The 23152-nt window shown below is 29.8% G+C and carries 21 protein-coding genes; 14 read left to right on the top strand and 7 right to left on the bottom strand.

The annotated features are described in order from the left end of the window. Positions 1–93: 93 nt before the first annotated feature. Complete coding sequence (locus tag BVC87_RS10165; protein WP_075342266.1) at positions 94–867, bottom strand: LytR/AlgR family response regulator transcription factor; 774 nt, start codon at positions 865–867, stop codon at positions 94–96. A 43-nt stretch (positions 868–910) separates the two neighbouring features. Then, a complete protein-coding gene (locus BVC87_RS10160; protein WP_075342265.1) occupies positions 911–1723 on the bottom strand; it encodes an RDD family protein in 813 nt (270 codons plus the stop codon). A gap of 27 nt (positions 1724–1750) precedes the next feature. Between BVC87_RS10160 and BVC87_RS10155 the strand changes: the two genes are divergently transcribed. The 10 genes from BVC87_RS10155 to BVC87_RS10115 all read left to right on the top strand — a co-directional run bounded on the left by BVC87_RS10155 (position 1751) and on the right by BVC87_RS10115 (position 11164). Next, positions 1751–2716, top strand: a complete 966-nt coding sequence (locus tag BVC87_RS10155) for a stage II sporulation protein M (RefSeq protein WP_075342264.1) — start codon at positions 1751–1753, stop codon at positions 2714–2716. Beyond that, positions 2716–3432: a hypothetical protein gene (locus BVC87_RS10150; protein ID WP_143569757.1), complete on the top strand. Its 717-nt coding sequence runs from the start codon at positions 2716–2718 to the stop codon at positions 3430–3432. Before BVC87_RS10155 ends, BVC87_RS10150 begins: the two co-directional genes overlap by 1 nt. A 12-nt stretch (positions 3433–3444) precedes the next feature. Beyond that, positions 3445–4650 carry a DUF4350 domain-containing protein gene (locus BVC87_RS10145; protein ID WP_234974656.1) on the top strand — a complete coding sequence of 402 codons (1206 nt, stop codon included), beginning with the start codon at positions 3445–3447 and terminating at the stop codon, positions 4648–4650. 3 nt (positions 4651–4653) lie between these two features. Further along, complete coding sequence (locus BVC87_RS10140; RefSeq protein WP_075342261.1) at positions 4654–5652, top strand: AAA family ATPase; 999 nt, start codon at positions 4654–4656, stop codon at positions 5650–5652. A 10-nt stretch (positions 5653–5662) separates the two neighbouring features. Next, complete coding sequence (locus BVC87_RS10135; protein ID WP_075342260.1) at positions 5663–6997, top strand: DUF58 domain-containing protein; 1335 nt, start codon at positions 5663–5665, stop codon at positions 6995–6997. A gap of 53 nt (positions 6998–7050) precedes the next feature. Further along, the gene (locus BVC87_RS23385; protein ID WP_159439340.1) at positions 7051–7194 is read left to right on the top strand and encodes a hypothetical protein; all 144 of its coding nucleotides are present in this window, start codon (positions 7051–7053) and stop codon (positions 7192–7194) included. Between the two features lie 33 nt (positions 7195–7227). Continuing rightward, positions 7228–7572, top strand: coding sequence for a hypothetical protein (locus BVC87_RS10130; RefSeq protein ID WP_075342259.1), 345 nt, complete (start codon positions 7228–7230; stop codon positions 7570–7572). 99 nt (positions 7573–7671) lie between these two features. Next, positions 7672–8886: a peroxiredoxin family protein gene (locus BVC87_RS10125; RefSeq protein WP_075342258.1), complete on the top strand. Its 1215-nt coding sequence runs from the start codon at positions 7672–7674 to the stop codon at positions 8884–8886. Between the two features lie 126 nt (positions 8887–9012). Next, positions 9013–10302 carry an APC family permease gene (locus BVC87_RS10120; RefSeq protein WP_075342257.1) on the top strand — a complete coding sequence of 430 codons (1290 nt, stop codon included), beginning with the start codon at positions 9013–9015 and terminating at the stop codon, positions 10300–10302. Between the two features lies 1 nt (position 10303). Continuing rightward, positions 10304–11164, top strand: coding sequence for a YihY/virulence factor BrkB family protein (locus tag BVC87_RS10115; protein ID WP_075342256.1), 861 nt, complete (start codon positions 10304–10306; stop codon positions 11162–11164). Between the two features lie 16 nt (positions 11165–11180). Here BVC87_RS10115 and BVC87_RS10110 read toward each other — a convergent pair whose 3' ends face one another. Both BVC87_RS10110 and BVC87_RS10105 read right to left on the bottom strand, forming a co-directional pair. Next, a complete protein-coding gene (locus BVC87_RS10110; protein WP_075342255.1) occupies positions 11181–11597 on the bottom strand; it encodes a response regulator in 417 nt (138 codons plus the stop codon). 67 nt (positions 11598–11664) lie between these two features. Then, positions 11665–13737, bottom strand: a complete 2073-nt coding sequence (locus tag BVC87_RS10105; protein WP_075342254.1) for a GAF domain-containing protein — start codon at positions 13735–13737, stop codon at positions 11665–11667. A 391-nt stretch (positions 13738–14128) separates the two neighbouring features. On the opposite strand from BVC87_RS10105, the gene BVC87_RS10100 reads away from it, so the two are divergent. The 4 genes from BVC87_RS10100 (at position 14129) to BVC87_RS10085 (ending at position 17470) form a co-directional block, all read left to right on the top strand. Continuing rightward, on the top strand, positions 14129–14998 hold the full coding sequence (locus BVC87_RS10100) for an AraC family transcriptional regulator (protein ID WP_075342253.1): 870 nt from the start codon (positions 14129–14131) through the stop codon (positions 14996–14998). A gap of 85 nt (positions 14999–15083) precedes the next feature. Then, positions 15084–15419 (top strand): nuclear transport factor 2 family protein, encoded by a 336-nt coding sequence (locus tag BVC87_RS10095; protein WP_075342252.1) that lies wholly within the window; start codon positions 15084–15086, stop codon positions 15417–15419. Between the two features lie 19 nt (positions 15420–15438). Then, positions 15439–16290 carry an enoyl-CoA hydratase/isomerase family protein gene (locus tag BVC87_RS10090; protein ID WP_075342251.1) on the top strand — a complete coding sequence of 284 codons (852 nt, stop codon included), beginning with the start codon at positions 15439–15441 and terminating at the stop codon, positions 16288–16290. Positions 16291–16390: 100 nt separating this feature from the next. Continuing rightward, a complete protein-coding gene (locus BVC87_RS10085; RefSeq protein ID WP_075342250.1) occupies positions 16391–17470 on the top strand; it encodes a bestrophin family protein in 1080 nt (359 codons plus the stop codon). 64 nt (positions 17471–17534) lie between these two features. On the opposite strand, the gene BVC87_RS10080 is transcribed toward BVC87_RS10085, so the two are convergent. From BVC87_RS10080 to BVC87_RS10070, 3 genes are all read right to left on the bottom strand, one after another. Then, entirely contained in the window at positions 17535–18359 is an 825-nt protein-coding gene (locus BVC87_RS10080; RefSeq protein WP_075342376.1) for a mechanosensitive ion channel family protein, read from the bottom strand. Positions 18360–18393: 34 nt separating this feature from the next. Beyond that, positions 18394–21081, bottom strand: coding sequence for a DNA gyrase/topoisomerase IV subunit A (locus tag BVC87_RS10075; protein WP_075342249.1), 2688 nt, complete (start codon positions 21079–21081; stop codon positions 18394–18396). 189 nt (positions 21082–21270) lie between these two features. Further along, entirely contained in the window at positions 21271–23130 is a 1860-nt protein-coding gene (locus BVC87_RS10070; protein ID WP_075342248.1) for a DNA topoisomerase IV subunit B, read from the bottom strand. Positions 23131–23152 lie beyond the last annotated feature (22 nt).

The raw sequence follows: 23152 nt of genomic DNA, 5'->3' as shown, positions 1-23152 counted from the left end.
ATTCTAGCACAAATATGAAGAGTACAAATTATAATACAGTAATTTAACCTAACTAAGTGATGAAAAATCGATATGAGTGACGAAAATAATTCCTTAAAGAAACTGATTTTGATATTGTTTTGAAACAGGAACTCTTACTCCTTTCATTTCCGCAAATACTTTCCCTTTAATTTCTTTGATGGTTTGAATATTTGAAGTATTTATCAAGTAACTTCTATGACATCTTTTGATTTTTGAAAAAACTACTAATTCTTTTTCTAGAAACTTTAAGGTCTTTCTAATTAAATGTTCTTTGACCGTATTGTTTGTAGCATAACAAACGGTAATATAATTACCTGAAGAATTAACATATAAAAAATCCTCTATTTTTATTTTTAATTGATCTTTATTGTTTTCCGATTTGAATACTATATAATTCGTTTTTTCTTTCTTTCCTCCTACAAAACGTTCGACAATTAGATAAAATGTAAATGGCATTACCATCATTAATGGAAATTCTTTAACAATCAAAAGATAAGCTTCTACATTCCATTCTTGCCAGTTCCAAAAATAATTGAACAATATAAATATAAATTGACTACCTAAAATTACTAGACTTATATACCACAATACCTTATCTCTAATAGAGGTAATAGTAATTTTAGGCTTTATCAACATTTCAAAAACTGTTAGGTAGCCAAAAGTTAACAAACCAAAACAACTACTTCTAAAAAAATGAGAGTGACCAGAATATGAAATCCCCTTCTGTATTCCATATGCACCAAAGAAATACAAAAAATAGAATACAGAAAAACCAGAAATGATTCCTAACACCATAGGAAAATAATTCAACAATTTATCGTTTCTTAATGATTGGATTTCTCTCAACTAATTCTTTTTAAGTATACAATCTAATGTATAGATTCACTTATTATTTATCCTGAGTGTAGTAATTAAAATCTTTAAGTACCGTATCTAAAAATTGAATATCTGTAACATCTTTAGGTTTAGTAATACTTGTAACTTCTTCTACTTTAGTTCTTAATTTTATTAACGTGTTGTAATCGTTAACTTTTTGAGCTTTTGTAAATGTATCTTTTATTATTCTAGCATCATTATCCGATAGTTTAATTACATTCGGAAACCTAGGTTTATAATCTTCTTTAATATTTTCTAAAATTGTATTAGAAAAACTTGCTTCATCTCTCAATGATACTACGACAGTATTTGCTGCAAAATCCCCTATTCTTTGATTATGTTTAGTAAACACAATCATAAAGAAACCAATCATTTTTCCTACAAGAAATAAGAGGTATAAAATCATGTATAATTCACTATTATTCAACGTACTATAAAACAACACAAAAACCAATACAAAAAAATTAAAATCTACTACTCTCAAAAACCATCGTATCGTATAATCTAAAAAAGAGGGTTTAAACCCTTCAATATTTATAATTCGAATTTTTAATACTCTTTTTCCTAACGTTTGTCCATTCATTAACACTTCAGAATACAAAGAGTAAAACGTGATAGGCAATAAACATAAAATCCAAATAGCAGCTCTAGACCAAGAATCTCCTTCAATTACATCATCAAAACCATCAAAATCAATAAATTTCGCTAAAAAATAAAAATATCCTACTTTTATAGCATTATCAATTAGAAAAGCTAGCAAACGTTGCCCCACGTTCGCCATTGCAAAGTTTATTTTAACATTTTGTGTAGTATTTACTTGTAGCATTTTCTTACAATTTTTACATTTGTTACCATGAGAGAGATCGCTTTTATAAAGCAAAATAAAGAAAAATGGCTTGAATTAGAGGAAGTAATTTCAAATAATATTCAGAAAAATCCTGATGAAATTGCTGATCTACATATTAAGATAATGAATGACTTGTCTTATGCACAATCGTTTTATCCTAAAAGTAATGTAGTTCCCTATTTAAATAAGCTGGCTAAAAAGAGTTACAGTAAAATATATCATACTAAAAAACAAAGCAAAAATTTATTCTTTGAATTTTTCTTAACCAAAGTTCCTCTACTACTCTATAAGTATAGAAAATACATGTACATCTCATTTATTTTCTTTTTTCTGTGTTTCTTCATCGGTATTATTTCCACATTCAATGATGAAAATTTCGCACGACAAATCTTAGGAAATAGATACGTAGACCAAACTATCGAAAATATTGAAAGTGGTGATGCTTTAGCAGTATATAAAAGCGGAAGCAACTGGGGAAGTTTTATTGGTATTTTTAATAATAATTTACGTGTAGGACTAAACATGTTTTTATCTGGGCTTTTTGTGGGAATTGGATCTGGATATTATATCATAGTAAATGGAATTATGGTTGCAGTTTTTCAAGCGTTTTTTTACCAAAATAATTCTCTTTTTGATAGTTTAAAAGGAATTTGGATTCATGGAACGTATGAAATTTTCGCTATGATTATTGAAGCAGGTTGTGGCTATATTATAGGAGCTAGTATATTATTTCCTGGAGCTTTAAAACGATGGGAATCTTTTAAAAAAGGGTTAAGAGAAGCTTTTTTTATTTTTTTAAGCACCATACCATTCACCTTTATAGCTGCGTTTTTGGAAGGTTATGTTACTCGTTTCTATAATCAAGTTCCAACTATAGTTTGCCTATTTATCATTTTATTTTGTTTATTTACAATAACCTACTATTACCTTATTTACCCTTATAAAGTAGCCGCTAAACATCAATTAACCTAATGAATAAACAACTATTAATATCCCTACTTACTTTTTTCTTTTGTTTTTTGGTGTTTGCCCAAGAAGATAGTATTGAAGAAACTTCAACGTATACTGATAAAAGCAAGGTAACTATTACTGAACGAAAATTTGAAAATGATTTACCTTCCACCTATAATGGAAATGAATTTACTTATAAAGATAGTGGTCCTAAACAAGTAAAGGAAATGAAACAACCTCCTAAAATCAATATGCCTACTGGTATTTTTTCTGTCATCGTAGGTTTTTTTAAGCTTGTTTTTCCTTACCTACTAGCAGCTCTAGTAATTTTTATTGTAGTAAAGAGTATTCTTGGTGGTGAAGGATTTACATTTGGAAAGAAAAAGAAAAAAATAGAACGCGTTTCAATTTTATCTTCCGAAGAAGAATTTTATTTGAAAGATAAAAACTATACAAAGCTTTTAGAAATTGCTAAACAAAAAGGTGACTTTAGAATGGCTACGCGCTATTATTATTTATTACTACTACAAAAAATGTCTGATAAAGAACTTATCACTTATGATAAAGACAAAACAAACTCAGAGTATATATTCGATTTACAGAAAAAAGATTTAAGAAAACAGTTTTCTTACCTACTATACATATACGATTACGTTTGGTATGGTGAATTTAATGTAGACCAGACCAACTTTCAAGTTATAGAAACTAATTATGAATCATTTATAAAAAAGCTATAACTAACTATGAACTTGAAAAATACATTTTTACTTATAGCGCTAATTCTCTTAACCATAAGCTGTAAAAAAACAGATTGGAGAGAAAACTTTAGGGAAAGATCTAAAGCTCCTTTTGGTACTTATATAATTGCTAATGAACTTGAAGGAATTTTTAAACCTAATGACTTTATTAGTTTACAACAGCATATTTACGATCATTTTATTGATATCTACTACGATAATGAAGCTGATTATGCAAATTACCTATGTGTAAAATCATATGCATATCGGTTAGATAATACTAGTATTGATCGTTTACTAAGTTTTGTAGCCGCGGGAAATGATATGTTTTTGTCTTTGAATTATTTTGATGAATATTTAAAAGAACAATTACAATTTGATGTTGAAAATTTGGATGAAGAAGCCTATACTGTTGATGAACTAAGGACTTTAGGAGGTATTGTATATTTAAATGGAGATAATTTTGAAAAGAATACCTTCACCTATGATAGAAATTTAAGACGAAATTATTTTACTAAATACGATACCATCAATACAACTGTATTAGGTACACAAAAAATAGGTCCTTCAAATAAGCAGGCTAATTTTATTAAGGTAAAACATGAACAAGGAAATATTTATTTGCATACACAACCTATTGCGTTTACCAATTATTATTTATTAAAAGATAAACATGAATATGTAGAGAATGTTTTGTCTTATTTACCTGATAATAGAACTATTATTTGGGATCCTCAGGTAAAATTCAGTAAAAATAATAAGCAAAAAGATGATACCTCTCCTTTAAAATTCTTTATGAAGCACCCAACTTTAAAATGGGCTTTATATATCGCTTTTATTGGTTTACTTACTTTTTTACTGCTAAATGCAAGAAGAAAACAACGAGCAATTCCAGAGTTAAAAGCCTTAAAAAACTCAACACAAGATTTTACACATACTATTGCCAATTTGTATTTGAAAGAAGACAATCACAAAAACTTAGTGACTAAAAAGATTACGTATTTCTTAGAGAAAATTAGAACCAATTATCATTTAGATACTCGAAATTTAAATACTGATTTTATAGAAAAACTAGCAGCTAAATCAGGAAACACAGTGCAAAGCACAAAATATTTGATAAATACGATTACTACAATAAATAAAAGGTCTCAAATAACTCAAGATGAGCTTGTACGCTTAAACACTTTAATTGAGAACTTTTTTAAACAAAAACAATAACATATGGAAGAAACAACCCCAACAGACGACGGTTTAGCCTTTGAAAATAGAATTGATCTTTCTGAATTACAAGAAAGCGTATATAAAATAAAAACACAATTACATAAAGTAATTGTAGGTCAGAAAAGTATGATTGATTTATTAATTGTTGCTATTCTTTCTGACGGACACGCTTTAATTGAAGGAGTACCTGGTGTGGCAAAAACAATGACCACAAAATTGCTTTCTAGAGCTATGGATATAGATTTTAGCAGAATTCAATTTACTCCAGATTTAATGCCTTCTGATATTTTAGGAACTTCGGTTTTTAATGTCAAAACTTCTGAATTTGAATTTAAGAAAGGACCTATTTTTTCTAATATGATTTTAATTGACGAAATAAATAGAGCACCTGCCAAAACTCAAGCTGCACTTTTTGAAGTAATGGAAGAAAAGCAAATTACTATTGATGGGGCTCGATATGCAATGGAACCTCCATTTATTGTACTAGCTACACAAAATCCAATTGAGCAAGAAGGAACTTATCGATTACCAGAAGCTCAATTAGACCGTTTTTTATTCAAAATTAATGTAGACTACCCTACTGCTGAAGAAGAGTTAGAGATTGTTACCAGAGAACAAGCTTTACTTAAAGCTCAAAAACTAGATCAGGTAGAAAAGGTAATTACAGCGGAAGAGATTTTAAAATTCAGAGCATTAATTACGAATATAAAAGTTGAACAAGATTTACTAAAATATATAGCCAATATAGTAGTAAATACACGTTCTAATTCATTTTTATTTTTAGGAGCTTCTCCAAGGGCTACTATTTCAATTTTAAAAGCATCTAAAGCATTTGCTGCAATTGCGGGTCGTGATTTTGTAACTCCTGAAGATATTAAAAATGCTGCTATTCCTGTTTTAGAACATAGAGTTATTGTAACTCCTGAACGTGAGATGGAAGGTGTAACCAGTCAACAAATTATTGAACAAATTATTGAATCTGTAGAAATTCCGAGATAAAAAATAGTTAATGAAAAACTTTTTCACATCTTTTTTCTTAAACAATCGCTTTTTTTATGCGCTAGGTATTGTTGTAGCTTTATTTGTTATTGGCTTTTTCATTCCAGTATTTTTTATAGTTGCTAAAGTAGCTTTATTTAGTATTTGTATTTTAGCGCTATTAGATCTTATTCTTCTTTTTTCTGTAAAAAAAGGAGTAAGTGGATATAGAGTTTTGCCTGAAAAATTATCCAATGGAGATCAAAATACTATAACGCTACATATTCAAAGCAACTATACAATAAAAATACATACTGAAATTTTAGAAGAGCTACCTTACCAATTACAAATGCGATACTTTAAGCTCACTAAACAGTTACAACCACAAGAAGAACAAGAATTAAAATATACCGTCACTCCAAATTTAAGAGGAGATTATGATTTTGGTTTTATGAATGTATATACCACTTCTCCTCTACAGTTTGCTACTCGTAAATTTGTTTTAGGGGAACAAAAGAACATCAAATGCTACCCTTCATTCTTAAAACTTAACGATTTTTCATTAAAAGCAATCTCTAACGATATTACCAGTTACGGAAATAAAAAAATTAGGCGCATTGGGAATTCCATGGAATTTGAACAAATTAAAGAATATGTAAATGGAGATGATATCAGAACTCTAAATTGGAAAGCCACTGCGAAACGAAATCAATTAATGGTGAATCAATATGTAGAGGAAAAATCACAGCCTGTATACTCGATTATTGATACAGGTAGATCCATGCAAATGCATTTTGAAAATCTTACCTTATTAGATTATGCTATTAATGCAACCTTAGCTGTTAGTCATACCATATTAAGAAAGCACGATAAAGCAGGAATGTTTTCATTTTCACAAAAGATAAATAATATTATAGCTGCTGAGCAACGAAACTCACAAATGAACTTAATTTCAGAAGCTTTATATAATATTAAAACAAACTTTTTAGAATCCGATTACAGCTTACTCTATGCTTCTATTAAACGAAAAATACCTAGTAGAAGTTTATTGATTTTGTATACCAATTTTGAAACCTTAGATGCTTTACGTCGTCAACTTCCTTATTTAAGAGCTATTGCTAAAAATCATCTCCTGTTAGTCGTATTTTTTCAAAATACTGAATTGAATAAAATAGTTAATGAAAAAGCAGTAAATGTTATTGACGTCTATGATAAGATTATTGCAGAAAAATTTATGTACGAAAAAAAACAAATTGCTAACGAACTGAAAAAATATGGTATTCAAGCAGTACTAACAAAACCTAAAGAACTAACTGGAAATACAATAAACAAGTATTTAGAATTAAAATTGCGCGGATTGTTTTAAATAAACAATTCAGGTTTAAAATATATCAAAACATTTTAAAAGCTATGAAAACTATGATGAAAAGGTTTAATAACAAGAGTATTGGTTCTTTTTATACTTCATCATTTTTTATTTCAGCTTTCACAGATTTAATATATAGAAAAGTAATTTTAAAAAATAGAAATACTGATGAAATTAACTTTATCAGAAAAGAATAAACTTTGAATTATTAATTAAAATTGACTAACATTATGAGTAACTTAAAACTTAAACTAAAGAAAATTGATCCTGTAAAAGCTGGAATTGTTCACGGTGCATTACTTGGACTATTTGGACTGGTAATAGCTGGATTTGCTATGCTTTTCGGAAGTATATTCGGTGCTGCATCTGGTGAAATGGGTGTATTTGGAGCTGTCCTTGGTGGTGGTATTTTTGCAGTAATATTTATACCTATCTTTTATTTTATTGTTGGTTTTATTGCTGGACTTATTGGTACAATGCTCCTTAATTTTGTCCTTAAGAAAACTGATGGTATGATCATTGATTTCGAAAAAATTGGAGAAACTCAAGATATTACCATGATTGGTAAAGAGTAAGCTCTACTTACAATATTTATCCATAATCGTCTAATGTAATGTTAGGCGATTTTCTTTTTCATAACTTATTCAATTATATTTGTTCATCAAATATATCTTATGAAACTATACACTTTTATTCTTGCTTCTATCTTGTTACTTTCATGTAAAACAGAACCCAAAACTATTCAAAAATTAGAAAAAGGATTATATAGAGCTACCCTACAAATACAAGATCAACAAGAAATACCGTTTACCTTTGAAGTCGTTACTACTAATGAATTACTTGTGTTTAATGCTGAAGAAGTAATTAAAGTCCATGAAATTGAATATGTAAATGATTCAGTACGTATACAAATGCCTTATTTTGAGGGATATTTAAAAGCTAAAATTGACAATGACAAGTTATCTGGTGAATTTGTTAAAGAGAGTTTAAATAGAATTGTTCCTTTTACAGCTACAAAAGGTAATCAACGTTTTACTAGTTCTGGAGCACCGAAAACTAATATCACAGGGAGCTGGGAAACCGTATTTAGTCCTGATGTAGCAGAAGATCGTTATATAGCTAAGGGAATTTTTAAGCAAGAAGGGGAAAAAGTTACTGGAACTTTTAGAACCACTACTGGAGACTATAGGTATTTAGAAGGTGTATTGAATAACGATGTATTACAACTTTCTACTTTTGATGGTGCTCATGCTTTTTATTTTACGGCTAAAGTTAACGACTCAACAATGAATGGTCATTTTTACTCTGGAAACCATTGGAAAGAACCATTTACAGCTAAATTGAACAACACTTATGAGTTACCTGATGCAGAAACATTAACCTACTTAAAAAAAGGATATGATGGTATTACTTTTTCTTTTCCTGATGAAAAAGGAAAGTTAGTCTCTTTAACTGACGAGCACTATACAGACAAAGTTGTTGTAGTCCAAATTATGGGATCTTGGTGTCCAAACTGCTTAGATGAAAGCAGATATTATTCTGAATTTTATACGAAAAATAAAAACAAAGGGATTGAATTTGTAGGATTAGCTTTTGAAGTTGCTAAAACGCCTGAAGAAGCTTTTGAATATATCAACAGAATGAAAGAACAAACCGGTATTACTTATCCAGTGTTATTAGCACAATATGGATCATCCAATAAAATATCAGCTCAAGAGAAGTTACCTATGTTGAATCATGTACTCTCTTATCCTACTACTATTATTATTGGTAAAAAAGGAAAAGTACGAAAAATACATACTGGCTTTAATGGACCAGCTACAGGACAAGTTTACATTGATTTTACTAAAAGTTTTGAAAGTTTCTTACAGGAATTAACTACTGAGTAAATCATTATTAGCCTATTTATAAGCTTGATTTTTTTATTATCAACCTTATTGATACCTTAACAATTGGAATAGCAAAAATCAATAATTTGTTGCCTAAATCAACTAAGAATTAAAACCAAATTAAACATGAGTAAAAAAATTGGATTAAAAGAAGCTATTTCAATTGGAATCGGCGGTATGGTCGGTGGAGGTATTTTTGCCGTACTTGGGTTGGCTGTGGCATTAGCAAAAGGTGGAACTCCTATTTCCTTTTTAATTGCAGGTTTAATTGCTTTGATCACTTCATATAGCTACGTAAAATTATCTCTTAAATATCCAGATAGAGGTGGTACGGTTAAATTTATTAATGAAGGTTTTGGAATTGGAATTTTTAGCGGGGGAATTAACAATTTACTTTGGATAAGTTACATCATCATGCTGGCGCTTTATGCATCAGCTTTTGGTTCATATGCACCAAATTTATTTCAGTTAACCGATAATAAGGTTTTAGACTCTCATATTTACGCTTCTAGCATTGTAATTCTGGCAACAGCCATTAATTATTATAGTATAGCTGTAGTCGGAAAAATAGAATCCTATGCCGTGATTATTAAACTTATTATTTTGCTGTCGTTTGTTGGTTTTGGTTTATACGGTCTAATTGGCAATTCATATCTAGAACAGCTGTCTCCTAAACATTGGGAATCTTCTTTTAAATTACTTACTGCAGGAATGGTAATTTTTGTGGCTTATGAAGGTTTTGAATTAATTGCCAATGCCGCACCTGATATAGAAAATCCAGAAAAAAATATTCCAAGAGCATATTTTTGGTCAGTACTATTTGTAATATGCTTGTATATTACTATAGCCATAATAACAGTAGGATCATTAGATTTTAAAGATATAGCTACCGCACAAGATTATGTATTAGCAGAAGCCGCTAAACCAATGCTTGGAAAAATAGGTTTTAGTATTATTACAATTGCTGCATTAATCTCAACATTCTCAGCAATTAATGCATCATTATATGGAGGTAGTAGAGTAAATTATGAAATTGCTGAAGATGATGAACTACCTAAGCAATTTACTTGTCAATTATGGAATCAACCCGTTGGATTACTTATTACAGCCGTTGTAACCCTTATTCTCGTAAATACACTACAATTAGAAAGTATTTCAACTGCTGGTAGTGTTGGCTTTTTATTAATCTTTGCTGTTGTTAACTTAGTTGGATTTAAGCTGGCTAAAAACACAGGTAGCAGTAAAAGTATCCCTTTAATAGGTACAATACTTTGTTTTTTCGCCATGCTAGCTTTATTAATTCAACACTTTACAGTTAGTAAAATTGATGTTTTTATTGCACTTGGGATTATTACTTTTAGTTTTATTATTGAATATATTTATAAAGCAGTAGAACGAACAAAACAGCACAAATAGAATGATTCGATTTGTAAAAGAGGTTTTCAATCATTTTTTAAATAGTAACACCTTTCAAAAGGGTGCTGCTTTGGCTTATTATGGCGTATTTTCAATATTACCTATTATTGTTATTGTTACTTCTCTCTTAGGTTTATTTTTTGGGAAAGAAACTGTATCTGGAGAAATTTATAATCAATTGAAAGACACATTAGGTAATAACGGAGCTAACCAAATTCAAGAAATTATTAAGAACCAACATATACATCATAATAATTTAATGACAACAATTATTGGGTTTGTTACTTTAGCTTTAAGTGCTTCAGGAATGTTTAGTCAAATACATAATTCTTTTAATAGTATTTGGAATATAAAAGCGAAACCAAGAAATAGTATACTTAACTATTTATCAAAACATTTTTTTGCTTTCGCGACACTAATTACTTTGTTTTTTATATTGTTAATTAGCACAACTATCCATGCTTTTCTAATCCATCATGCTCAAAACTTATCTAACGAATTTCGATTTGTATATCTATATGAACATTTCATCTCTTTTATTATTGCAGCTTTCGCTTTTGCAATTATGTTTAAATTTTTAGGAGATGCTATTGTACATTGGAAAATTGCCCTCTTGGGAGGAACCTTAACCTCTTTATTATTCCTTTTTGGAAAAGTTGGTATTGCCATCTATATATCACACAGTCATATTTCTTCAACTTTTGGCTCAGCAAGTGTTTTAGCTTTATTAATGCTCTGGGTATATTATACCTCACAGATTATCTTTCTTGGAGCTTCATTTATTCAAGTACTAGGAGATAAATTAGGTTATGAAATTGTACCTAATGATGACGCTGTAAAAGTTGATCATGTAGAAATATAATCTGAGAAGAATATGCTTAAAAATATTGTTCTATTATTCCATCTAAAACATCCTTACTTAACGGTTTATTTAAAAAACCAGATACCTCTTTATATGATTTTGCTTTTACTTTATCTTCTTCATTTAATGAAGTAGTTAGCATCATAATAATAAGGTTTCCCTTTTGTTCTTCAGGTAAAAGTTGATATGCATCCAGAAATTCAAATCCATTCATCCCAGGCATATTAATATCTAAAAAGATCAGTACTGGACGTGGATACGTTACTCCGTTGTTCACATATTCTCCTTTATTTGTTAGATAATTTAATGCATCTTGCCCATCAATACATACTTGAACATGATTTGCGATCTCAGATCTATCTATAACAATTTTATGATACATATTTGTTGCTGCATCATCATCAATTAAAAGTATACAGTTTAGTTTAGACATACGATTTTAAGTAGTGTTAGAAGTTAATTACTAACAAATTTAACTGTTTTCTAACTACTTACAGCATTTAAACTTTAAAATATACTCTAAATACACTTCCTTTTCCTTTACTGCTTTCTACTTCGATTTTACCCCCTATATTTTCAACAGACTGTTTTATCATATAAAGTCCTATACCACTTCCTGGTATTCTAGGATGCGCTCTTTTAAATAAACCAAAAACTTTCTCTTTATCATTTTTTAAATTAATACCCATCCCATTATCTTTAATAGATAAACAAATATACTCTCCAACTTTTTCGGTTTGGAGCTCTATTTTAAGTTGCTTTACAGGAGATCTAAATTTAATAGCATTACTCATTAAGTTTAACATGAGGCTTTGTCCTTTCACCTTATTATATTGTATTATCGGGTACTTCCTAAAATTTGTTTTAATAATGGCTTTGGACTTTTGAATTTCAGCTTGTAAATCTATTTTTGCTAGCTTGAACATCTCTTCTAATATCACATCTTCTAGTTCAATATTTTTTTGTTTTCGTTCTCTGGTTACCAATACTAAATCCCCAATAGTTTGCTGAGCTTGTTTTATAGATTTATCAATCCATTCTATGGCTGTTTTAGAATACTTGTTTTGAATATCGGTATCTTCTTTTAAGAAATTCAAATAATTATCTATATTAATTACGGGGGTTTTAATATCGTGAGTTGCTATATATGCAAATTGCTCTAATTCTGAATTTGCTTTCTGTAAGTTGTTAATTAGTTCTTCTCTTTCTTTTCTATGTTTTTCTTTTACTATTTCATTGCCTACAAATTGGGCAATCATGTTCATGAAATATTTTTCTCGTTCAGAAAAAGGAGTTCTTCTATCTGATACTGATGTAAAATTCAATGTACCATAAGCTTCATTATTTACAAATACAGTAGTCCCTATATAAGCATCCAACCCAAAATTTTCATAACAAGGATGCTGAGCAATCTCACTTTTACCAACATTATGCCATGATTTTACCTCATTGGCTCCAAAAGTATGTACACAGTAAGTTCCTTTAAATTCAAAAACTTGATTTTGCTGTACTTCATTATTTTCAGAAATATGTTTTACTATATATTCTGTATCTATTATTTCACTGATAATACCTAAATCCAGTTTAAAGTACTCCTTCCCTACTTCTAAAGTAGCTAACATTCGTTCATCAAAAGTAAAACCTTCAGAAGAAGCTATTTGGTAAAGTTCACTCAATACTTTTTCTTCTTCTAATTTTTCTGTTACATCCTTAGCTATTCCTAGTATAAATTTGTGATGGTTTTCATCTTCAAAACGAATTTTTGTAGTGTGTACTGTTTTTAATTCTCCATTAGGAAAGTTTACCGCTTCATATACTTCTGATCTACCTTCTTTAAAAGCTTGTTTATCATATTTTAAAAATCCTTCTGCTTCAGTATCACTATATTGTTCAAATGTTGTATAGCCAATTATCTTATCTTTCATTTGTTCAGGATACAATGAAATGAATGCAGAATTTGCTTGAATAAGCCTAAAGTTTTCATCTTTAACAAATAAATACCCCGGAATACTATTCATTATCAACTCTTGAAATTTTTTACTATTCTCAAGCTCTGTTATTGTTTCTTTTAATAATTTATCTTTCTTTCTGTGCTCCATTAATATCATAACTTGATTAGCAAGCGCCTTTAATGAATTGACTTGGTTTTCACTTAATTCTCTAGGTTTATGATCTATAACACATAAAGTTCCAAGAGGTGCTCCATTTTTACTTAATAAAGGTACACCAGCATAAAATATTACTAAAGGTTCACCAGTCACTAATGGATTATCATGAAAACGTATATCTTGTCTAGAATCTGGAACTATAAATACATCATTAGGGTTGTGTATTGCGTGAGCACAAAATGCGTATTCTTTTGGAGTTTCTTTAACTGATAAACCATGATTAGATTTAAACCATTGACGTTTATCGTCTAATAAACTGATTAAGGAAATTGGAGTTTCACATATAGTTGATGCTATAGCGGTTAAATTATCATAATCCCTTTCAGATAGTGTATCAAGGATATTATAAGACAGAAGTTCTTCAAGTCTACTTGTTTCATCTTGAGTTGTTTCTGGCGTTATCATTATCGTAGTTTAAAATTAATACTAAGGTTAAATCAGAATGTCTAATTTATTTTAATCTTAGAAAGATGTTCGATAATTATAGTATAACGTTTAATCCCATTTTATGGAATGATTATTTTTTAAAATAAAACGGAGCAAAATACTTTATATATTATATAGTAAAAAACCTCACTATAAATCATTAACACTTTTTTCAAAAATTAAAATTAATAATATGGGGATTATTTAATTTTATCTCGGTATAAACAAAAGGTGTTTTCTTTAGTTTAAATTTTTAATTATTTATTTGGTTATGAGATAACAGTAAAGATAACTAAATCTAAACTCTTAATTGTAGTTATTCATTAACTTTACACAAAAAAGACTAAACTAATTTTAAAATATAATTAAAATGCCTAGAACAATTTTTGAAAATATCGTGATTCAACATTTCAAAGAGGTTACTTCTATTGCATTTTGTAAATATATGCCTATACGGTTTTTTGAAATTTTATTCATTGAAAAAGGTCAGGGTACACTTATTATTAATGATCATAGAGTACCTTACGGTGATAATCAAATTTTTATTTTGATTCCCAATGACAAATATAATTTTGAAATTCAAGCACCTACTACGGTATCTGCAATAAAGTTTTTAAATAGTTTTTTTGGAAATTTTTCGTCTGATCAAGATCAAACACAACGAAAAGAATGGTTTAAAAAAATAGAAACTATTTTATGCAGTACTAATAGAACTTCTGATATAAATCTTCATTCTGAAATTGAAGAAAATAATATTCATGATTTATTTTCTGTACTTTGTAATGAGTACAATCATTCCAACTTAAGAGATGAAGTCATTTTAAAGAATACTTTACATTCTATTCTACAAATTATTTCGAGAAACATTAGCTATACAAGTTCAAAAACAGGTACTTCAAAAATTCAAAAGATAATTGATTTTATTCATTACAATATTTATGATTCGGAACAAATTTCAAATAAAGGTATTGCTACTAAATTCAATGTTTCAGAGAATTATATTGGTCAATACTTTAAAAAAGAAATGGGAATTAGTTTAAAGAAATACATCTTAAATCATAAAATTAAATTAGCCGAAACTAGATTAAAATATACTGATTTAACTCTAACTGAAATAGCTTTTGAATTAGGTTTTACAGATAGTAGTCATTTAGATAAAACGTTTATTTCTTATAAAGGAACTACTCCGAGTAGTTATCGTTCAGCCCATAAAATAGCAGTTTCTAATCCTACATCTTAGTTTTTTACTAAAGCTACTTCATTTCTTACAAAATTTCACCTCATAGCCCAATGTAATTTTGCATTGTAATTAAAAACAAGGTAAAATGAAAACTCCACAAAATGTATTTGACAGTCATATGAAAGCTGTTGATACACTAGATCCATCTCAAGTAATTCAAGACTACACAGATGACGCATTATTCATCACACCTGATCATACTTACAAGGGACATGATGAAATCTTTGAATTTTACAACGAATTTCTTCCAAACTTTAAAGATTTTGATTTTATAACTGTTAAGCAAGAAACACATGACAATGTAGTCTATTTTGTTTGGCATGGTAAAAATGAACATATCCATGTACAGCTTGCTACCGACACTTACATCATTGAAAATGGTAAAATAAAACAACACACATTCGCGGGAATCATTAATTAAATTTAAATATATAATAATCATGGACTACAAAAATTTTCAAACGTTTACAGCAGAACAAAAAGGAGGCATTTTATATGTAACTATTAATTTTGGACCTGTAAATGTTCAGGGACAAGAAATGTTGGCAGACTTAAGCAGTCTTTGTTTACGCCTAGAGCGTGACAGAAGTGTTAAAGTAGTAGTTTTCCAATCTTCTAACCCTGGTTACTGGGTATGCCACTATGATACTAACTTATTAAGAGATATGTCTGAAGAAGTTGTACCTAGAAATGAAGTTAAATTATTAGACTTACAAGCTGTTTTAGAAAGATTAAGTAATGTACCACAAGCTACAATTGCAAAAATAGAAGGATTTGCACGTGGTGGTGGACACGAAATGGCTTTGGCTTTAGATATGCGTTTTGCAGCTAGAGGAAAAGCTAAATTTATGCAAATGGAAGTTGGTATGGGAATTCTACCTTGTGGTGGTGGTGCATCTCGTATGGCTAGACAAGCAGGTTTAGGTAAAGCCTTAGAAATCATTTTAGGTGCTAGAGATTGGGATGCTGACGAAGCAGAAAAATTTGGTACAATTAACAAAGCATTAGATGCCGATGAAATAGGAGCTTATGTAGATGCATTAGCTGAGCGTATTGCTAAATTCCCAGCAGAATCTATTGAGGCTTGTAAACGTGCTGTATATGCTTCTATTGATTTACCTATTAAAGAAGCTTTAAACGAAGAAGCTTATCAATTATACCAAGCAACAAGTAAAACCCCTGCTATTAAACGTTTCACTATTGCTGATGAAAATGGTGCTCAATTTGATCATGAAAATCAGAAGAACTGGGAAAATATGTTGATTGACTTGCAAGAGATTCAAAGAGATTAATTTAGGTTAATTCCCAGGTCATTTTGTAGTGATGCTCTTTTTAAGAGCATCATTACTTTCTGAATTATAACACTGCTTCACATAATTAAAAATAAGAAATATGTATACTAAAAAGAATTACTCCATCAAACGCATGTTGAGCTGGACAAGGAGATACATTTATTTATTTGTATTAATGTCTACAATTCCGGTGGTTTTATATGAAATACTAGATTGGAAATGGTTACATTTACCTTGGTTACCTATAGGACTTGTAGGTACCGCTCTAGCGTTCATTATTGGTTTTAAAAATAATGCTTCTTATGGTCGATTATGGGAGGCCAGAAAAATATACGGAGGAATTGTAAATGCTTCTCGATTATTAGCTACTATGGTAAATGATTTTATAACCAATGAACATGCGGAACAACATAGAACAGATGCTGAGTTTTTTCAAATTAAAAAAACAATCATAATGCGTCATGTAGCATGGATGACTTCACTTAGACATGCATTAAGAGTAAAAAAACCTTGGGAGACTACCATAAATAATAAATCAGATCAAGAAGTAATGGAGAAAATGCATATTCAAGAGTATCAGTATTCACTACATCAGGAGCTTGAAGGGTATTTAACTGATGATGAAAAAGAATATGTATTAGATAAAACGAACAAGCAAACTGCCACGCTAAATCTACAATCTAAACATTTTAAAGAATTAAAACTAGAGGGATTAATCGATGATTTCCGTCATATCGAATTTAAAAATATGATTGAGGAATTATTCACACTTCAAGGAAAAGCAGAACGTATAAAAAATTTCCCTTATCCAAGGCAATTTGCAACGCTTAACTTATTTTTTGCTTGGATTTTTGTTTTCTTATTACCATTTGGTTTAATGACTGAATTTGATAAAATTGGTCAATCACTAGCCAATTATAATACTCAAAATATATTTCAAAGTATTCTTGTTAAAAACTTTGTATGGTTAACTGTTCCATTTAGTATAATTATTTCTTGGATTTTCTTTACCATGGAACGTATTGGTGATGTATCTGAAAATCCGTTTGAAGGCATCGCTAATGACGTACCTATTACGACTATTTCCAGAGCTATAGAAATTGATATCCGAGAAATGATTGGTGATGATAAAAATAGTATACCTGAACCTCATCCAGAGTATGAACACACACAGATGTAATATCTTATAGAGAAAGCGAATATAATTTCATTATCTAAATTGAACGCATTGGTATAATTTAGGATTATTCGATGTGTTCGATTTTATTAATTGGAATAGGTAAATCTACACCTTCAAGAATAAATCGTTTGTGTACAGCTTCTTTTAAAGCACATTTTCCTCTAAATTCTTGAAAAGGTTCATTCATCCATACATACGCACGGATATGAATAAAACTTTCATGGATATCAATTACACGAACGTCTATAGATTCAGCTTCTGTATCCATTACCATGGGTAACTTTATAGCTTCTTCTCGTATAATTTTTCTCGCTAGATCAATATCAGCTCGTAATCCTATTTTAAAATTATTAAAACTTAAAACATGGGAATCTTGTATCGTGTGGTTTAATACAGAATCTGTACTGATTACGGAGTTTGGTATGATTAAGCGTTTGTTCTCAAAATTATTAATTACAGTATGACGTAATGTAATATCTTCTACTATTCCTACTCTTTTTTCATCCAACTTTATATAATCACCAACTCTAAACGGTTTAAAAATTACAATAAATGCTCCTGCAATTAAATTCGATAATGCAGCTTGTGCCGCAAAACCCAGTATAGCTGCGATAATACCGGCTCCTGAGAATATTATTGTAGCTTTACTTCTAAGTATTGGTACTGTTAATACAATATAAATTAAGGCGCAAATACCTATAAAGAACTTAACTGAATTTCGTAGGAATTGAATGCTAGTTCTTCCAAATCGATCTGATTTTTTTGATTTTATTACCAATAAAATCAGATATCTAGTTATTCTAGATACTATCCAAGCTAGAAATAGTACTAGTATTACATACAATGCTATTCCTAAAGGAGTTGTTAAATCAAAATGAAATGGAACCATTTTTCCAATTTTATTCAATAATGCTCTTCTCTACTTAAAATAAAGCTGTCTGACTGTCATCATCTCCTCCTTCTTTCTTCTTTTTAATGGCAGCTTCTAAAGCTTTTTTAGCTTTCTCTTGCTTAGTTAGATCTTCATTAGTTTCTTCAGAAGTTACAACAGTTTCTTCATCATTTACCTCAATATTTTCAACCTTTTCTTCCTCAGGTTCTTCGTAAGGTAATGACTCTAATAAATTAACTGTACGAATCTTAGCCATAGTTAACTGATTTCCTATTGCTTTTATTCCTTTTATTGCTATAAATTCTTCAAAATTTACCTTCATACTTGGTAAAGCTCTTTTAGAAAAAATAACTTCTACCATAGGTCTATAATCAGTAGCCACAATTTGTAACTGTGATTTTTCATGATCTGTAATAAATGTTTCTTCCTTATCTGTAGTTTCTAATAGAAAACGCTTAACAAAATAACGCTCTTTATGTCCATCAAAATAAATTGCTGAAATAGGCTTATTGGGTTTCCATTTTTCTAAAACAATCATATCATTGTCGAAATGCATTGCTAAATCTGGTGTTACTGCCTTTATCGTTCCTGATTGTTTTACAATTAGAATTTTATCTTCTGCTTTAAATTCTCCTAAAAGCTCACCTCTTTCATCTACATTTAAACGTTTTACAGTATCATCAAACCAAATTTTACGAGGCTTTAAAGTAGAGACACCTGCTTCTTTAAATTCAACTTTCTTTATACTATGCTTGGTAACTAAATTACCTCTTACACTCCTACCTTTTATTGCTAGATCAGCAAAATCTAAGTCCCATTTTAATTTTTTAATACTTCCTACAGCTCTCAATAAAATAGTTACCACCTCAGCTTCACCATTAGGATTAGCAGAGAAATATAAAACTTTAGACCCTTTATTTCCATTAGTTAAGTCGTATTCACGATCTCTAGTTACCGCCGTAACATTAAAACGCTTCATATAACTTGGTCCTCGAGCACCATCTTTATAAATTAGATTGTAAACAGTTCTCTTGTCTTTTTTCTTGAAAACTGCAATATGAATAATACCTTTACCAACAAAGGTTTTACTTCCTACTTTGGTAACTATCATAGTACCATCTTCTCGAAATACAATGATATCATCGATATCCGCACAATCAGAAACAAATTCATCTTTACGTAAGGAAGTTCCGATAAACCCTTCTTCTCTATTTACATACAATTTGGCGTTGCGCATTACTACTTTTGTAGCTACAATATCATCAAATATTCTGATTTCAGTTTTACGCTCTTTACCTTTTCCGTATTTCGATTTTAATTCTTTGAAATAATCAATAGCAAACTCTACTAGATTAGCTAAATGCTCTTTTACTTCTGCTATTTTTTCTTCTAAACTCTCAATAAATTGTTTTGCTTTATCAATATCAAACTTAGAAATCTTTTTAATTCTAATTTCAGTAAGTCGTACAATATCTTCTTCGGTAACAGCTCTTTTTAAATGTGTGGTATGAGGTTTTAATCCTAAATCAATTGCTTCAATTACACCTTCCCAAGTTTCTTGTTCCTCTATGTCACGATAGATTCTGTTTTCAATAAAAATGCGTTCTAAAGAAGAAAAATGCCATTGTTCTTCTAACTCATTCAATTGAATCTCTAATTCTTGTTTTAATAATTCTACGGTAAAATCTGTAGAACGTTTTAACACATCAGAAACTCCAATAAAAATAGGTTTGTTGTCTTCAATAATACAGCATAAAGGAGAAATTGAATTCTCACAACTTGTAAATGCATATAATGCATCTATGGTTTTATCCGGAGAGACATTTGGTGGTAAATGCACCAAAATTTCTACATTAGCTGCAGTATTATCTTCTATCTTTTTGATTTTAATTTTTCCCTTGTCATTAGCTTTTAAAATACTATCAATCAATGATGTTGTAGTAGTAGCAAAAGGAATTTCAGTAATGACCAAGGTCTTTTTATCTAATTGCGAAATTTTAGCACGTACACGAACTTTACCTCCTCTTTTACCATCATTATAATTGGTAAAATCTGCAATTCCACCAGTTAAAAAATCAGGAACTATAGAAAAACTTCTACCTCTTAAATATTTGATAGAAGCGTCTATCAATTCATTAAAATTATGGGGTAAAATTTTAGTTGATAACCCTACCGCAATACCTTCAGCACCTTGAGCTAGTAATAAAGGAAATTTTACTGGAAGATTTACAGGTTCTTTTTTACGACCATCATATGATTGTTGCCATTCCGTGGTTTTAGGATTGAAAACAACATCTAAAGCAAACTTTGATAAACGTGCTTCAATATAACGTGAAGCTGCTGCTCTATCTCCTGTTAAGATATTACCCCAGTTTCCTTGCATATCAATAAGCAATTCCTTCTGTCCCATTTGTACCATGGCATCAGCAATAGATGCATCACCATGAGGGTGATACTGCATGGTATGTCCAACAATGTTTGCTACTTTATTATAACGCCCATCATCTAGATCTTTCATTGAATGCATGATACGACGTTGTACTGGTTTAAATCCGTCTTCTATAGACGGTACAGCACGTTCTAGAATTACATACGATGCATAATCTAAAAACCAATCTTTATACATACCAGTAACCTTAGTGATGGTTTCGGCATTTTCAGCTTGGTTTTCGTTTGTTAATTCTTCGTCGTGTTCGTAATTGTTATTTTCTTCGCTCATGTATTATAAACGTTTATACGTTTTGAAGTTTATTTCTTCGATTTTAAAATTATAAAGACTAATAATCCCATAATTCCAAAATAAGATGAAAAATTACTTCTATTTGTTACATCATTAAAATTAATCGAGAATAGTAATAATAGGATTAAAAAAACTGCTACAAATGAAATATTTCTATTTAGTTTTATTTTACTTCTCTTCTTCAATTAAATCCTGTTCAACCTTTAAATTTTCGATAATAAATTTTTGGCGATCTGGTGTGTTTTTACCCATATAGAATTGTAACATTTGATCTATAGACATTTCTTTATCTAACATCACAGGGTCTAAACGAATATTATCTCCAATGAAATGGACAAATTCATTTGGTGAAATCTCCCCTAGTCCTTTAAATCGTGTGATTTCGGGTTTCCCTCTTAACTTATGTATTGCTTGTTGTTTTTCTTCTTCAGAATAACAATAAATAGTTTCTTTTTTATTTCGAACCCTAAATAATGGTGTTTCTAAAATGTACAGATGTCCTTCTTTGATTACTTCTGGAAAAAACTGCAAAAAGAAGGTTATTAATAACAAACGAATATGCATTCCATCGACATCGGCATCAGTTGCGATTACAATATTATTGTAGCGTAAACCTTCTAATCCATCTTCTATATTTAATGCTGCTTGAAGTAAATTAAACTCCTCATTTTCATATACAATTTTCTTTGTTAATCCGTATGAATTTAACGGTTTTCCTTTTAAACTGAATACTGCTTGTGTATTTACATTTCTTGATTTAGTAATAGACCCAGAAGCTGAATCTCCCTCGGTAATAAACAAGGTTGTATTTAAGTAATCTTCTTTTTTAGTATCTCCGAAATGAATACGACAATCTCTCAGTTTCTTATTATGTAAACTTGCTTTTTTAGCTCTATCTCTTGCTAACTTTCGAATTCCAGATAATTCTTTACGTTCTTTCTCAGCCTGTAAAATTTTCTTTTGAAGTTTTTCAGCTACTTCAGTATTTTTATGTAAATAATTATCTAGCTTGTTTTTTATAAAATCGTTTATATAAGTCCTAACCGTTGGCAAATCACCTCCCATTTCTGTAGAACCTAATTTTGTTTTTGTTTGACTTTCAAAAACAGGTTCCATTACTTTTATAGATATAGCTCCTATAATCGACTTTCTAACATCAGATGCATCAAAGTTTTTTCCATAGAATTCACGTACTGTTTTTACTACAGCTTCTCTAAATGCAGCTTGATGTGTTCCTCCTTGCGTAGTATTTTGTCCATTAACAAACGAATGATATTCCTCTGAATACTGTGTTTTACTGTGTGTAATAGCTACTTCAATATCATCTCCTCTTAAATGGATAATAGGATATAACATATCCTCTTTGTTATTATTATCTTCTAATAAATCTTTTAATCCATTTTCAGAATAATACTTTTCTCCATTAAAAACTATGGTTAACCCAGGATTTAAGTACACATAGTTTTTAAGTAAGCGAATAATATATTCTGGACGATACTTATAATTTTTAAAAATACTATCATCAGCAATAAAGGTCACTTTAGTTCCTCTTCGCCTAGACGTTTCCTCTAATAAATCTTGATTTGTTAGGTTACCTCTTTCAAATTCAGCAGAAGCAGATTTTCCATCGCGAGTACTCTCTACTCTAAAAAAAGTAGATAAGGCATTTACAGCCTTGGTACCAACTCCATTTAATCCTACCGATTTTTTAAAGGCTCTCGAATCGTATTTACCTCCGGTATTCATTTTAGATACTACATCTACGACTTTTCCTAAAGGTATTCCTCTACCATAATCTCGAACAATAACTTTATTCCCTTGGATAGATACTTCGATAGTTTTTCCTGTTCCCATTACAAATTCATCTATCGAATTATCGAGAACTTCTTTTACTAAAATGTATATTCCATCATCAGGAGAAGAACCATCTCCTAACTTACCAATATACATACCTGGCCGCATACGGATATGCTCTTTCCAGTCGAGTGATCGTATATTATCTTCGGTATATTTTGTTTCTTGCGCCATAAAATATGTAGAGATTCTTGTA

Origin of the sequence: Tenacibaculum agarivorans (assembly GCF_001936575.1) — a bacterium.
Classification (GTDB): domain Bacteria; phylum Bacteroidota; class Bacteroidia; order Flavobacteriales; family Flavobacteriaceae; genus Polaribacter; species Polaribacter agarivorans.
The sequence above is the reverse complement of the archived record's forward strand: the minus strand, read 5'-3'. Positions and strand labels throughout refer to the sequence as shown.

Excerpts from the sequence above, each read along its gene's own strand:
- BVC87_RS10160 (WP_075342265.1), bottom strand. The coding sequence starts at position 1,723 with ATGCTACAAGTAAATACTACACAAAATGTTAAAATAAACTTTGCAATG.
- BVC87_RS10155 (WP_075342264.1), top strand. The coding sequence starts at position 1,751 with ATGAGAGAGATCGCTTTTATAAAGCAAAATAAAGAAAAATGGCTTGAA.
- BVC87_RS10150 (WP_143569757.1), top strand. The coding sequence starts at position 2,716 with ATGAATAAACAACTATTAATATCCCTACTTACTTTTTTCTTTTGTTTT.
- BVC87_RS10140 (WP_075342261.1), top strand. The coding sequence starts at position 4,654 with ATGGAAGAAACAACCCCAACAGACGACGGTTTAGCCTTTGAAAATAGA.
- BVC87_RS10135 (WP_075342260.1), top strand. The coding sequence starts at position 5,663 with ATGAAAAACTTTTTCACATCTTTTTTCTTAAACAATCGCTTTTTTTAT.
- BVC87_RS23385 (WP_159439340.1), top strand. The coding sequence starts at position 7,051 with ATGATGAAAAGGTTTAATAACAAGAGTATTGGTTCTTTTTATACTTCA.
- BVC87_RS10130 (WP_075342259.1), top strand. The coding sequence starts at position 7,228 with ATGAGTAACTTAAAACTTAAACTAAAGAAAATTGATCCTGTAAAAGCT.
- BVC87_RS10125 (WP_075342258.1), top strand. The coding sequence starts at position 7,672 with ATGAAACTATACACTTTTATTCTTGCTTCTATCTTGTTACTTTCATGT.
- BVC87_RS10120 (WP_075342257.1), top strand. The coding sequence starts at position 9,013 with ATGAGTAAAAAAATTGGATTAAAAGAAGCTATTTCAATTGGAATCGGC.
- BVC87_RS10115 (WP_075342256.1), top strand. The coding sequence starts at position 10,304 with ATGATTCGATTTGTAAAAGAGGTTTTCAATCATTTTTTAAATAGTAAC.
- BVC87_RS10110 (WP_075342255.1), bottom strand. The coding sequence starts at position 11,597 with ATGTCTAAACTAAACTGTATACTTTTAATTGATGATGATGCAGCAACA.
- BVC87_RS10105 (WP_075342254.1), bottom strand. The coding sequence starts at position 13,737 with ATGATAACGCCAGAAACAACTCAAGATGAAACAAGTAGACTTGAAGAA.
- BVC87_RS10100 (WP_075342253.1), top strand. The coding sequence starts at position 14,129 with ATGCCTAGAACAATTTTTGAAAATATCGTGATTCAACATTTCAAAGAG.
- BVC87_RS10095 (WP_075342252.1), top strand. The coding sequence starts at position 15,084 with ATGAAAACTCCACAAAATGTATTTGACAGTCATATGAAAGCTGTTGAT.
- BVC87_RS10090 (WP_075342251.1), top strand. The coding sequence starts at position 15,439 with ATGGACTACAAAAATTTTCAAACGTTTACAGCAGAACAAAAAGGAGGC.
- BVC87_RS10085 (WP_075342250.1), top strand. The coding sequence starts at position 16,391 with ATGTATACTAAAAAGAATTACTCCATCAAACGCATGTTGAGCTGGACA.
- BVC87_RS10080 (WP_075342376.1), bottom strand. The coding sequence starts at position 18,359 with ATGGTTCCATTTCATTTTGATTTAACAACTCCTTTAGGAATAGCATTG.
- BVC87_RS10075 (WP_075342249.1), bottom strand. The coding sequence starts at position 21,081 with ATGAGCGAAGAAAATAACAATTACGAACACGACGAAGAATTAACAAAC.
- BVC87_RS10070 (WP_075342248.1), bottom strand. The coding sequence starts at position 23,130 with ATGGCGCAAGAAACAAAATATACCGAAGATAATATACGATCACTCGAC.